Annotated in this window: 5 protein-coding genes, 2 tRNA genes, 2 rRNA genes and 1 pseudogene (1 of these 10 cut by a window edge); 6 read left to right on the forward strand and 4 right to left on the reverse strand. The window is 62.3% G+C overall.

The window, feature by feature from the left end:
• The first annotated feature begins 84 nt into the window (after nucleotides 1-84).
• Nucleotides 85-885, forward strand: a complete 801-nt coding sequence (locus tag AC3WLX_RS27760) for a TIGR02594 family protein (RefSeq protein ID WP_291624408.1) — start codon at nucleotides 85-87, stop codon at nucleotides 883-885.
• A gap of 158 nt (nucleotides 886-1043) precedes the next feature.
• Here the strand turns inward: AC3WLX_RS27760 and AC3WLX_RS27765 are convergent, their stop codons facing one another.
• A complete protein-coding gene (locus AC3WLX_RS27765) occupies nucleotides 1044-1832 on the reverse strand; it encodes an MOSC domain-containing protein (protein WP_492338355.1) in 789 nt (262 codons plus the stop codon).
• A 253-nt stretch (nucleotides 1833-2085) separates the two neighbouring features.
• Between AC3WLX_RS27765 and clpB the strand changes: the two genes are divergently transcribed.
• Nucleotides 2086-4725, forward strand: a complete 2640-nt coding sequence (clpB, locus tag AC3WLX_RS27770) for an ATP-dependent chaperone ClpB (RefSeq protein ID WP_291624406.1) — start codon at nucleotides 2086-2088, stop codon at nucleotides 4723-4725.
• 182 nt (nucleotides 4726-4907) lie between these two features.
• Here the strand turns inward: clpB and AC3WLX_RS27775 are convergent, their stop codons facing one another.
• From AC3WLX_RS27775 to AC3WLX_RS27785, 3 genes and pseudogenes are all read right to left on the reverse strand, one after another.
• Nucleotides 4908-5165, reverse strand: a complete 258-nt coding sequence (locus tag AC3WLX_RS27775; RefSeq protein ID WP_492338356.1) for a hypothetical protein — start codon at nucleotides 5163-5165, stop codon at nucleotides 4908-4910.
• A gap of 87 nt (nucleotides 5166-5252) precedes the next feature.
• A pseudogene (locus AC3WLX_RS27780) lies at nucleotides 5253-6870 on the reverse strand (hypothetical protein).
• 154 nt (nucleotides 6871-7024) lie between these two features.
• Entirely contained in the window at nucleotides 7025-9088 is a 2064-nt protein-coding gene (locus AC3WLX_RS27785; RefSeq protein WP_492338357.1) for a peptidoglycan DD-metalloendopeptidase family protein, read from the reverse strand.
• 980 nt (nucleotides 9089-10068) lie between these two features.
• On the opposite strand from AC3WLX_RS27785, the gene AC3WLX_RS27790 reads away from it, so the two are divergent.
• From AC3WLX_RS27790 to AC3WLX_RS27805, 4 genes are all read left to right on the forward strand, one after another.
• A 16S ribosomal RNA gene (locus AC3WLX_RS27790) occupies nucleotides 10069-11557 on the forward strand.
• A gap of 188 nt (nucleotides 11558-11745) precedes the next feature.
• Nucleotides 11746-11822 (forward strand) — tRNA-Ile (locus tag AC3WLX_RS27795).
• Nucleotides 11823-11930: 108 nt separating this feature from the next.
• Nucleotides 11931-12006: transfer RNA gene (locus AC3WLX_RS27800), tRNA-Ala, on the forward strand.
• A gap of 386 nt (nucleotides 12007-12392) precedes the next feature.
• Nucleotides 12393-13192: ribosomal RNA gene (locus AC3WLX_RS27805) — 23S ribosomal RNA — on the forward strand; it runs 2047 nt beyond the window's last position.
• Together the 16S and 23S rRNA genes with 2 tRNA genes alongside form the textbook arrangement of a ribosomal RNA operon.

The following is a 13192-nucleotide window of genomic DNA, read 5'->3' on the forward strand; positions in this document are numbered from 1 at the left end:
GCCACATCGGGCGGCTTAACGGCCAAGCGGATGCCGGTCATTGCACGGGCCGGTGGGAAGTGGGGGTGTCAAGAAGGATGAAGAATGTTCGAGTTGTTTGCGTCTCGCCTGTCGCGTTGTATTGTCGCGCTGGCGCTGTTCTTCGCGGCGTTCGCCGTGTTGGTTTCTCCGGCCTCGGCACGGCCGTATCATCGTCACAGCGCAGAGCGATACGCTCACGCGCATCATGCCGGCAGATATCATCATTATCGCTCCCACGCGCGCAGCTCGGGCTTCGAGCGCAACGCAGCGCAATTGCAGGCGGGCTTCGGTAACAGCTTTGCGAGCTACGACCCGAACGCCAATGGCGGCAGCATGAACTTCAACGCGAACGGCTACATGGGCTCGAACATGAACTCATGGGGCGGCGCCGAGATGCAGGGTCGCAATGTCGGCCGATCCGGCCGCGTCAGCCGCGCGCGCAACATGAGCCCGGCCGTGCAGGCGAGCTATGCGGGCAGCGGCGACAACGCCGCCATGAGCGGCGGCTTCGGCGGCGGCTCCGGTCTCGTCTCGGAAGCGCGGCGCTATATCGGCGGCAATCCGACCGGCCGCGGCAGTCTGTGGTGCGCACGCTTCATGAACATGGTGCTGCAAAAGACCGGCCATCAGGGCACCGGGTCCGACATGGCGAGCTCGTTCGCGCGCTACGGCACGCGTGTGTCCGGCCCGCAGGTCGGCGCCATCGCCGTGATGTCGCGCGGCCGCCGCGGCGGTCATGTCGGCATCATCACCGGCATCGATGCGCAGGGCAATCCGATCATGATCTCCGGCAACAACGGCAACCGGGTCCGCGAAGCGCCGGTCTCGCGCGGCAGGATCTATGCGTATGTGATGCCGAATTGACGATCTATCCGTAGCGACGGTCTGGTAGGGTGGGCAAAGCGAAGCGTGCCCACCACTTCCCTCCGCTCAACGAGATGGTGGGCACGGCGCAAGAGCGCCTTTGCCCACCCTACGGCTGCGCCCGCAATGACGGAGCGTGTTGAGCCAGCGGAGTTCGCTCACACCAATCTCGGCTCTTCCACTGCCACCGCGTCACCAACGCCGATCTCGCCGCCTTCGACCACCTCGGCATAGATGCCGCAATCCATGTGGCCGAGATGGCGCGAGAGCGTGGGCGGGATCTCGAGATCGCGCTCGGCGGTGACGGGGTCGACATTGGTGGCCGGGCAGCGGACGATGCGCTTGACCACTTTCAGGCGGGCCTGCCCAATCGCGAGCGTCTGGCCGACGAGATCGAGCTCCGACCAGGCCGGCCAGCCCTCGACGTAGAGATTGGCGCGGAAGCGCAGCGGATGCACGGCGACTCCGCCGAGCATGGCCTCGATGGCGCGGACGCTGTCGAGATTGATGATGGACACGACCTTGCGGGCGACATCGGAGAAGCTGTGGTCGCGGCCCGAGAGAACCTTGGGCGGCCCCTTCAATTCGGGCTGAAAGTTCGCGCTGAAAAAGGCCTCGATGGCGGCGCGCCCGGCCGCGGTCTCGAGATCGCCGCTCGCGACGATCTGGCCGTCCTTGCGGATGGTCAGGACATTGCTGGCATCGTCGAACCGGCTGTCGAGCGCCGCCAGGCGCTCATTGCGCGCCAGCATCAGGAACTGGATTTTCGGCTTCCACTGGGGCGCCTCGGGATCGAACCCACTTGGGCCGTTCTCGATGGCGTAGCGGCGGTCGGCCGGCAGGGTCTGGCCCGTCCGCAAAGGGACGCGCGACAGGCGCTCCGGCGTCAGGCCCTTGATGGGGTAGCGGTAGAGGCCGGTGATCTCGGCAGTGTGGCTGAAGGTCATGCGGCTACTTAAGGGATTCGGCCTGCCGCCGCCAAGCCCGCCCAAAAGCGTACGAAATTGGTGCGCACGAAATTGTGAACTTGCCTCTTTCGCATCCGCAACCCGCTTCCCACATCTGGCTCAGGCCGGCGGCAGCGTCGGCAAAACACGACCGTTACCGCTTGAGAAACCTCAAGGCGGTCAGCGGAAACCCAGTGAAGATGCCGTATTGGGGTGCCTAAGTGGGCCCCAGGGGCAGGCCGAGGGACAGAAGATGAACATCGAGAAGTACACCGAACGCTCCAGGGGCTTCATCCAGTCTGCGCAGTCGCTCGCGATGCGCGAGGGGCACCAACAGTTTTCCACCCTGCACGTCCTGAAAGTCCTCCTGGACGACAATGAAGGGCTCGCAGCCGGTCTGATCGATCGCGCTGGCGGCAATTCCCGTGCGATCCTGAAGGCGACCGAGGACGCCCTCAACAAGGTGCCGAAGGTTTCCGGCGGCGGCGCCGGCCAGATCTACCTGGCGCCCGACCTTGCCCGCACCTTCGACGCCGCCGAGAAGGCTGGCGAGAAGGCGGGCGACAGTTTCGTCACGGTTGAGCGTCTCCTGCTCGGCCTGACGCTGGAGAAGACCAGCGAGGCCGGCACCATCCTCGCCAAGGGCGGCGTCACCCCGCAAAACCTCAACGCTGCCATTGAAGCGCTGCGCAAGGGGCGCACGGCGGACTCCGCGACTGCCGAGAACGCCTATGACGCCCTGAAGAAATATGCCCGCGACCTGACCCAGGCGGCGCGCGACGGCAAGCTCGATCCTGTCATCGGCCGCGACGAGGAGATCCGCCGTACGATTCAAGTGCTGTCGCGCCGGACCAAGAACAACCCCGTCCTGATCGGCGAGCCCGGCGTGGGCAAGACCGCCATCGCCGAAGGGCTCGCGCTGCGCATCGTCAATGGCGACGTTCCCGAAAGCCTGAAAGACAAGAAGCTGCTCTCGCTCGACCTCGGCGCGCTGATCGCGGGTGCGAAATATCGCGGCGAGTTCGAGGAGCGGCTGAAGGCGGTGCTGCAGGAAGTGACCGGCAGCGAGGGCACCTTCATCCTGTTCATCGACGAGATGCACACGCTGATCGGCGCCGGCAAGGGCGACGGCGCCATGGACGCCTCCAACCTGCTCAAGCCCGCGCTCGCCCGCGGCGAGCTGCACTGCATCGGCGCGACCACGCTCGACGAGTACCAGAAGCACGTCGAGAAGGACGCTGCGTTGGCGCGGCGCTTCCAGCCGATCTTCGTCAGCGAGCCCTCGGTCGAGGACACCATCTCGATCCTGCGCGGGCTGAAGGACAAGTACGAGCAGCACCATGGCGTGCGGATCACCGATTCCGCGCTGGTGGCGGCGACGACGCTGTCCAACCGCTACATCACCGACCGCTTCCTGCCCGACAAGGCCATCGACCTCATGGACGAGGCGGCGGCGCGGCTGAAGATGCAGGTCGATTCCAAGCCGGAAGAGCTGGATTCGCTCGACCGCGAGATCATCCGGCTCAAGATCGAGCAGGAAGCGCTGAAGAAGGAGAGCGATTCCGGCTCCAAGTCCAGGCTCCAGACGCTGGAGAAGGACCTTGCCGAGCTCGAGGAGAAGTCGGCGGCGTTGACGGCGCGCTGGAGCGCGGAGAAGAACAAGCTTTCCGATGCCCAGAAGCTGAAGGCCGAGCTCGATGGTCTGCGTGTCGAGCTCGCCAACGCGCAGCGGCGCGGCGAATTCCAGAAGGCCGGCGAACTGGCCTATGGCCGGATCCCGCAGCTGGAGAAGCAGCTTGCGGATATCGAAGCTAAGGAGAACTCCGGTGAGATGATGGAGGAGGCGGTCACCGCCAACCACATCGCGCAGGTGGTCTCGCGCTGGACCGGCGTGCCTGTCGACAAGATGCTGGAAGGCGAAAAGGAGAAGCTCCTGAAGATGGAGGAGCAGCTCGGCAAACGCGTCGTCGGCCAGGCCGAGGCCGTGCGTGCGGTCGCGACCGCCGTGCGCCGCTCGCGCGCGGGCCTGCAGGACCCGAACCGCCCCACCGGCTCGTTCATGTTCCTGGGGCCGACCGGCGTCGGCAAGACCGAGCTGACGAAAGCGCTCGCGGAGTACCTGTTCAACGACGAGACCGCGATGGTCCGCCTCGACATGTCCGAATACATGGAGAAGCACTCGGTCTCGCGGCTGATCGGAGCGCCTCCGGGCTATGTCGGTTATGACGAGGGCGGTGCGCTCACCGAGGCGGTGCGGCGCCGGCCCTACCAGGTGGTGCTGTTCGACGAGATCGAGAAGGCGCACCCCGACGTCTTCAACGTCCTGTTGCAAGTGCTCGACGACGGCCGCCTGACCGATGGTCAGGGCCGCACCGTGGACTTCCGCAACACGTTGATCATCATGACCTCGAACCTCGGTTCGGAATATCTGGTGAACCAGCCGGAGGGGGAAGACACCTCGGCCGTGCGCGAGCAGGTGATGGGAACGGTGCGGGCGCATTTCCGCCCCGAATTCCTCAACCGTGTCGACGAGATCATCCTGTTCCACCGCCTGCAGCGGAGCGAGATGGGCCGGATCGTCGAGATCCAGTTCGCACGTCTCCAGAAGCTCCTGACCGATCGCAAGATCGTGCTGAGCCTCGATGCTGCCGGCCGCGACTGGCTCGCCGCCAAGGGCTGGGATCCTGCTTACGGCGCAAGGCCGCTGAAGCGGGTGATCCAGCGTCACCTCCAGGATCCGCTCGCCGAGATGATCCTGGCTGGCGACGTCAGGGACGGCGACACCGTGGCGATTTCGTCCGAAGGCAACGTGCTGACCTTCAACGGCAAGGCACCTCAGACGGCGGAGATCACGCAGTTCGAGGCGCCGGTGTCGAAGCGGAAGCTGAACTGAGAGCCGGCGTTCGAAGCCTGAGTCGACAAACGCCCCGGAGAGGTCAACCTCTCCGGGGCGTTTCTTTGCTTTGCCGGCGCTCTAAAGCGCGATGAGATTTGGATGAATCGTCATCGCGCTTCAGGTTGTTGTTTGTGCATGATCTTTCCGGAAAACCGCTTCGCACTTTTCCGGATCATGCTTTACGGGACGGAGGCGGAGCCCGGTCCGATACCGTCCTCCTCGTCCTCATCGAGCTCCGACAAAATATCCACAAGCTCGCGCACCCGGCCCTGCGCCAGCGGGCGCAGATCGTTGATCATAGGCTCGTCATTGGCGAGCCAGGCCTGGGCTTCCGTGAGCTCCTCGGCGGTGGCGCCGGTTCCGATGATCTGGGCGATGGTGACGTCGTCGGCGCGGTCCACGGCCTTGACGACGTCGTCGCGTGAGAGGCGCGTCATGGGCGATCCTCCTGTGGTCGGCTTCCGTCAGCCTCCAACCCGGAGCCCGCGTGCGGGTTCCGCGGTCAGGTCATGTTCCGACGGATGCTACTTCTTCGTCACCTTGTAGATCGCGTTCTCTACGTCCGAGCTGACATAGATCGTACCCGTGGCGCCGACCGCGACGCCGGTGGGGATATGCGTCGGCAGGCCGTTGGGTGCGCCAGTCAGGCCGATCGGGAGATTGGCGGCGATCTCGGAGATCTTGCCGCTCTCGGGGGCAATCGCGATCAGCCGCTTGGCGCCGACCTCGGCCACGATCAGCTGGCCGTCGCTTGTGTGCGCGATGCCTTCGGGCATCTTAAGGTCTTTGGCGATGACGGTCTTTCCGCCCTTGATGTCGATCCTGGAAACGACGCCCGCAAAGGCTTCGGTGACGTAGACCTCGTCGCCGGCGCCGCGGACGAGCCCCATCGGACCCTCGAGATCGCCGATCAGGGTGGTGCGGTCCTTGCCGTGCTCACCGCTCACCTTGACCAGTGATTTGGTCCCGAGCTCGGATACCAGGATGCTTCCGTCGGCGAGCACGACCGCGTCATGCGGCGCCTTGAAGCCGTGCAGCATGTCGCGCGTCGCGCCGGTCTTGCCGTCGATCACCTGCACGGTGCCGGTGAACCAGCTCGACAGGATCACGTCGTTGCCCTTCGCCGTCGCACTCATGGGATATTCGAGCGTCGTGCCGGCGGCATGCATGCGCGCCTTTTCGGTGACCTCGCCGGTCGCACCGTCCACGGTGCGATAGGCGAACACGTCGGCGACGTGGATCGTATCCTTGCCGTTCTCCGAGGTGACACCGATGCCGCCGGGCAGCGCGAGCTTGCCGCTGATGATCTGCTTGGCCTGGCCGGTCGCGGGATCGACCTCCTGGATGCCGTTGTCGGCCATGTTCGAGATGTAGATGCGGTCCTTGTCGTCGATGGCGAGATTGTCCAGGGACGGCTTCAATTGCGCCACCATGGTCTTGCTGCCTGATTTGGGATCGACCCTGACGAGCTGGCCGAGCGCGGTGTCGATGACAAACAGGTTGCCCTTGGAATCGAAGTTCACCGCGGCCGGAATCTTGAAGCCTTCGGCAACGACGGTCAGCTCGGCCTTGTCGACATCGACCCTTGCGACCTGGCCCTTGAACCAGAGCGGACCGTAGAGCTTGTCGTCGGGGCCGAACTCGAAACCGTTGAGGCCGCCCATCTTCTCCATGATCTGGCGGTGGCTTGACGCCCTCGACGTCGATTTCATAGAGGGCATCGCCGAGGAAAACGGTGGTGGCGTAAAGCCGGCCGTCCTTGCGGAAGGCAAGCGAATTGACGCCGGGCAGGCCGGAGGCGAGCTTCTTGACCGGGCCGTCGCCCTTGCGCGCATAGAGATCGCCGACGAGGAAACCAGTCCAGGCCATGGTGCCGTCGGGCGCGAATGCGATGTCGTCGGCCATTCCGACCGGCGCCGGGATTGCAACCTTGGCGCTACGTCCGGCAATGTCCACCTCGTAAAGCGCCGCGCCCGCGACGCTGCCGGCGAACAGACGGCCGGCCTTGTCGACACCAAGCCCGTGCACGCCGTGGAACGCCGAGCCCGGGACCAGCGTCGTGACCTCCCAGCCTTCGGCCGACGCGCTCGTCGTGGACAACAGCGCAGCGACGGCGGCTGCGCAGGCGAGCCTGTTCTTCATGGCGAGACCTCCCGTTTTTTGGAAAGTATTCGCCGCTCGCGCCGCTTTGGCAAACGAAACTTGACGTTGCGACACGGCAAAACGTGCCTCGCTGAGAGGCGTCATTGTTTGAAATCTTGTCTGAAAATTCCGGTCGATATCGGCGCTTGCCGGCTTACCGGTTGGTGACTTGCAGCGGCCCGCCGGTGGCGTCGGATATGCGGGCGATGGCGCCGCCGCGGCCGCTCATCATGCCGTCGAGCCGGTCGCGCTCCTTCTCGAAGCTTGCCAGCATCGGGCCTTCCAGCGAACGGCCGCGCGGCAGCTTCACGCGCATCGGATCGACGAAGCGGTTGTTGACCAGGATCTCGTAATGGACGTGCGGGCCGGTCGACAGGCCGGACGAGCCGACGAAGCCGATCACCTGGCCCTGCCGCACCTTCTTGCCGGGCTCCATGCCCTTGGCGAAGGCCGACATGTGGCCGTAGGCGGTCTCGTAGCCGTTGGCGTGCTTGATGCGGATGTACTTGCCGTAGCCGCCCTCGGGGCCGGCCTTCTCGATCACGCCGTTGCCGGAGGCGAAGATCGGCGTGCCGTAGGAGGTGGACCAGTCGACGCCGGTATGCATCTTCACGTAGCCGAGGATCGGATGGCGGCGGCCGCCGAAGCCGGAGCGCATGATGGCGTTATTGACGGGCTTTCGAACCAGGAACTTCTTCGCGCTTTTGCCGGTCTCGTCGTAATAATCGACGAGGCCGTCGTCGGGGCTCTGGTAGCGGTAGTATTTCTTGGTCTCGCCGGCGACGGTGAGCGAGGCGAACAGCACCTCGTTCTTCTCGGTCGCGGTCACGCCCTCGTCCTCGCCGGCGTAGAACACGTCGAAGGAATCGCCGGGCTGGACCTTGCGCTGGAAGTCGACGTCGTAGGAGTAGATCTTGATCATGTCCTCGATGACGGGCATCGGGACCTTGTTGCGCATCGCGGTCTCGTAGATGCTCTGGTAGAGCCGCACGCCGGAGCCGTCGTCATCGTCGTCGTCGTCGCTGCTGGCGTTCGCCGCGGCGTCCGCCACGGTGTTCATGCTGGAGACGTCGACCGCGACGTATCTGCCGAGGTCGGACAGCGCCGCTATCGCCTCGACCATCGTCTCGTTGGCGATGACGACACGGTAGGGTTGCAGGCGGGCGCCGGGGCTTGCGGGCGCCATCAGGATGCGGAGCTTCTCGCCTTCCTTCAGGCCGCCGTCGCGGCCGCGCGGGCCGAGCGTCGCGGTGATCGCCTTGATCTCCTCGGCGGTGGCGCCGAGATCGCGCAGCACGCCGGCGACGCTGTCGCCCTTCCTGACCATGTGGACGCGTTCACCGTTGGGATTGCCGCCGGTGATCTGCTCCTTGGTCTTGGGCAGCAGCGTGACGTTTTCCGGCACCACGCGCGTCTCGAAACCGGCATAGGGATCTGACGAGGACGCTTCGGGAGCGTAGGCACTTCTGATGTCTGTCGCGCCGGTCGCGCCGGAGACGTCGGCGGTGGCATTGGCGAGCGATGCGTAGCGCACCCCGCCATTGCCGCGCCAATTGGCGGCGTCGCGCACCCGCATCAGGATGTCGTCGAGCGCCACCACGGCGGAAATCTTGGCCTTCGGCAGCACCTGCGACAGGTCCTTGGTGACAAAGGACACTTCCGCGTCGGGCTCGACGGCTTCGGGATTGTTGGGATCGTCGGTCGCCGTCTTCGGATCAGAGCCGACATCGGTGAGCAGGCGCTGGGCGTTGAACGGCGGGATCTTCGCCGACAGATCGCTCGTCGTCATCGACAGATTGCCGGCGATCCGGACGAAGGGGCGCACCCGCATCACGTCGCGGTTGCCGACGCGGGCGACGGTCGAGACGCGCATGACGTTGCGCGACGCCGTGGATTCGCTCGGTGGCGGCAGGCGGTCGCTCTTGTGCAGCGTGGCGGCGCGATCTGCGGCGCCGAATGCACCGCGCAGCGCGCCTTCGACCCGCTCCGGCACCTTGGCGAACGTCATCTCGCCGTCGAGCGATGCGAAAACGGCGCCGCCGATCAGGGCTGCGCCGCAGAGTCCGGTCAGGATCGTGCCGCTGAACCATTGCACCGAGACGCGACGGCGATCGATCACGGCGGCTTCAGAACCATCGACGGATAGCGGCGGCTCGTGGCCGAGATCGATGATCCCGGTCTCACGCCCGTAAGCGCCGCGTGACGTCCTGTGGTTCAACCCAAGTCCCCCAATTCAACGACCCAAGTGCTCGTTTCGAACCTGTCCCCGGGTGCCCTCTTGAACGGGGATCGCCGGAAAAGGCAAGCCGCACAGCCGTCCGCGCCCAGAAAGCCCCTCAGCTGGGGCTGGCCGAATTACGAACAGCAGGACGGGTGAAGCGCTCGCGATGTCTTTCGAATGTCCGGGGAAGGCCGCGTCATTTGCAAGATCGCCTTCCTCTGACCCCATGAAAATCGCCGGCAGCCCCCACAGGCATCCCGCGATTCAAGCTTGTCTCCTTATCAGAACGCCGCGGGATTGTGGCTCAAGTACGGCGCCAGATATGGAAAAAACTTCCTCAACGGGGCGGCGCGAGGGACCTCCCCGGCGGGGCGCGGCAGGCCGTCCCAGGAGCCGCTCCGGAGCCCAAACTTTTTTTCAGTTTTTTCGCGGGCCAAGGCCGGCAAGCCTGCTCCATGGTCCTCTAAGGCGCTGTAAACACGTAATTTTTTCCGCCAATCCACTGTGCGACGATTTGTTGACGATTGGCGTTGACAGCCCGGAAGGTGGGGCCTATAACCCCAACCACTGAGCGCGGCGCCGCCGGGTCACTGACCAAGGCGAGCGGACGCGCCACTGATGCTCCTCACCTTGTTGAGTGACACAACAATCGACACCAGTCGGTTGGAGTCATTCATCGTCGGTAAGGGTGTCGGAACCCTTCCTGCAAGGAAGGTTGGGGCCTCCTGGTCCCGGGCTGTTTGACAAGTGAAGATGAAGAAAGAGAAACGTGGACGGCGGAGTCCTTGCGGGTCTCGCTTCCGGGAAGCTTCGGCTTCTTGGATCGGGACCGGACGAAAGACTTCGGCGGTACACGTTTTAAAGGAAACACCATCGTTGCCAGCGATGTGAATCGCGGGCAGCTCGGCGGCTTCGGTCGTCGGAAAAATGGTGGGACCTCGTCAAACGTTGTGATCAGCCGGTTCAAAGTTCAAGTCCAACTTGAGAGTTTGATCCTGGCTCAGAGCGAACGCTGGCGGCAGGCTTAACACATGCAAGTCGAGCGGGCGTAGCAATACGTCAGCGGCAGACGGGTGAGTAACGCGTGGGAACGTACCTTTTGGTTCGGAACAACACAGGGAAACTTGTGCTAATACCGGATAAGCCCTTACGGGGAAAGATTTATCGCCGAAAGATCGGCCCGCGTCTGATTAGCTAGTTGGTGAGGTAATGGCTCACCAAGGCGACGATCAGTAGCTGGTCTGAGAGGATGATCAGCCACATTGGGACTGAGACACGGCCCAAACTCCTACGGGAGGCAGCAGTGGGGAATATTGGACAATGGGGGCAACCCTGATCCAGCCATGCCGCGTGAGTGATGAAGGCCCTAGGGTTGTAAAGCTCTTTTGTGCGGGAAGATAATGACGGTACCGCAAGAATAAGCCCCGGCTAACTTCGTGCCAGCAGCCGCGGTAATACGAAGGGGGCTAGCGTTGCTCGGAATCACTGGGCGTAAAGGGTGCGTAGGCGGGTCTTTAAGTCAGGGGTGAAATCCTGGAGCTCAACTCCAGAACTGCCTTTGATACTGAAGATCTTGAGTTCGGGAGAGGTGAGTGGAACTGCGAGTGTAGAGGTGAAATTCGTAGATATTCGCAAGAACACCAGTGGCGAAGGCGGCTCACTGGCCCGATACTGACGCTGAGGCACGAAAGCGTGGGGAGCAAACAGGATTAGATACCCTGGTAGTCCACGCCGTAAACGATGAATGCCAGCCGTTAGTGGGTTTACTCACTAGTGGCGCAGCTAACGCTTTAAGCATTCCGCCTGGGGAGTACGGTCGCAAGATTAAAACTCAAAGGAATTGACGGGGGCCCGCACAAGCGGTGGAGCATGTGGTTTAATTCGACGCAACGCGCAGAACCTTACCAGCCCTTGACATGTCCAGGACCGGTCGCAGAGATGTGACCTTCTCTTCGGAGCCTGGAGCACAGGTGCTGCATGGCTGTCGTCAGCTCGTGTCGTGAGATGTTGGGTTAAGTCCCGCAACGAGCGCAACCCCCGTCCTTAGTTGCTACCATTTAGTTGAGCACTCTAAGGAGACTGCCGGTGATAAGCCGCGAGGAAGGTGGGGATGACGTCAAGTCCTCATGGCCCTTACGGGCTGGGCTACACACGTGCTACAATGGCGGTGACAATGGGATGCTAAGGGGCGACCCTTCGCAAATCTCAAAAAGCCGTCTCAGTTCGGATTGGGCTCTGCAACTCGAGCCCATGAAGTTGGAATCGCTAGTAATCGTGGATCAGCACGCCACGGTGAATACGTTCCCGGGCCTTGTACACACCGCCCGTCACACCATGGGAGTTGGTTTTACCTGAAGACGGTGCGCTAACCCGCAAGGGAGGCAGCCGGCCACGGTAGGGTCAGCGACTGGGGTGAAGTCGTAACAAGGTAGCCGTAGGGGAACCTGCGGCTGGATCACCTCCTTTCTAAGGATGGTTCTTCAGAAGCTTGCTTCTATCGAACCGTTTTAGAAACATCAGTGGCCAACAGATCGCCAGATCGTTGAGCTGCATTGGCGGGATTTCGCCGTCTTCGTTTCTCTTTCTTCGCGGACGAACACGCGCTGGGCCTGCGTCGCGCAGGATCCCACGGTCCCTGACGGGATATGCGTTAGGGGCTTGTAGCTCAGTTGGTTAGAGCGCGCGCTTGATAAGCGTGAGGTCGGAAGTTCAAGTCTTCCCAGGCCCACCAGCCTTCGCGCTTCGCTGCTTCGGCTAGGCAAGCCCTTCGAGACGAAGGCTGCCGCGCCGTAGCCTTGGCGAAGGCGGGCTATCAAACGAGCATTCGTCTTCTGGTTACGGGGCCATAGCTCAGCTGGGAGAGCGCGTGCTTTGCAAGCATGAGGTCGTCGGTTCGATCCCGTCTGGCTCCACCAGATGGTTTGATCACCGAGGTCATGCACCGTCGTCCGCGAAACATCACTTCGCATCCTGCTAGTCTGGATAGACAGCAAGATGCGTGTTTTCTGACATCGTAAAGAGGAGATCGATCCGAGTTGGGTCGTGTGGAGAATATCCGCGCGCATCCTCCATTATCTCCGGGTCATTTTCGGCGCTCGCGTCCGACCGCAAGGTTGGCTTTCGAGTTGTAAAATGATCCTTTTAGCGAAGCTTGACCGCCTCGCTATCGGAACGATCTTACGAAGCAAGCTGGTCTTTCTAGTCAATGTCCGGCTGCACGTAGCATTCATCGAGGGTGCGCGCCGCAAGGCAATCGTGCAGACAACATTCTGCCGAGTGTGTGGACATTGATAATGAGAGCAATCAAGTGCCTTAAGGGTGTTCGGTGGATGCCTTGGCGCTGAGAGGCGATGAAGGACGTGCTACGCTGCGATAAGCCGTGGGGAGCTGCGAAGAAGCTTTGATCCGCGGATTTCCGAATGGGGAAACCCACCTTCGATAGCCGGAACTCCAAGACCTTGGTTTTGGGGTTCGATTGGGAGACCGAGAGGATCTGAAACCGCAAGGTTTTGGATTTCCGGTTATCAAGAGAAGGTATGAGACTTCTGAATACATAGGAGGTTTCAAGCGAACCCAGGGAACTGAAACATCTAAGTACCTGGAGGAAAGGACATCAACAGAGACTCCGTTAGTAGTGGCGAGCGAACGCGGACCAGGCCAGTGATACATCAAAGACAATCGGAACCAGTCAGGAAAGCTGGGCCTTAGAGGGTGATAGCCCCGTACGAGTAATGCGATGATGTATCCACGAGTAAGGCGGGACACGTGCAATCCTGTCTGAACACGGGGGGACCACCCTCCAAGCCTAAGTACTCCTCAGCGACCGATAGTGAACCAGTACCGTGAGGGAAAGGTGAAAAGCACCCCGACGAGGGGAGTGAAATAGACCTGAAACCGGACACCTACAAACAGATGGAGCTCAAGATTCGTTCTGGGTGACATCGTACCTTTTGTATTATGGGCCAGCGACTTAATTTAACGAGCAAGCTTAAGCCGATAGGCGAAGGCGTAGCGAAAGCGAGTCTGAATAGGGCGTCAAGTTCGTTGTATTAGACCCGAAACCTAGTGATCTAGCCATGAGCAGGTTGAAGGTGAGGTAAC

Source organism: Bradyrhizobium sp. FW305-F6 (assembly GCF_058782905.1).

Excerpts from the sequence above, each read along its gene's own strand:
- AC3WLX_RS27760 (WP_291624408.1), top strand. The coding sequence starts at position 85 with ATGTTCGAGTTGTTTGCGTCTCGCCTGTCGCGTTGTATTGTCGCGCTG.
- AC3WLX_RS27765 (WP_492338355.1), bottom strand. The coding sequence starts at position 1,832 with ATGACCTTCAGCCACACTGCCGAGATCACCGGCCTCTACCGCTACCCC.
- clpB (WP_291624406.1), top strand. The coding sequence starts at position 2,086 with ATGAACATCGAGAAGTACACCGAACGCTCCAGGGGCTTCATCCAGTCT.
- AC3WLX_RS27775 (WP_492338356.1), bottom strand. The coding sequence starts at position 5,165 with ATGACGCGCCTCTCACGCGACGACGTCGTCAAGGCCGTGGACCGCGCC.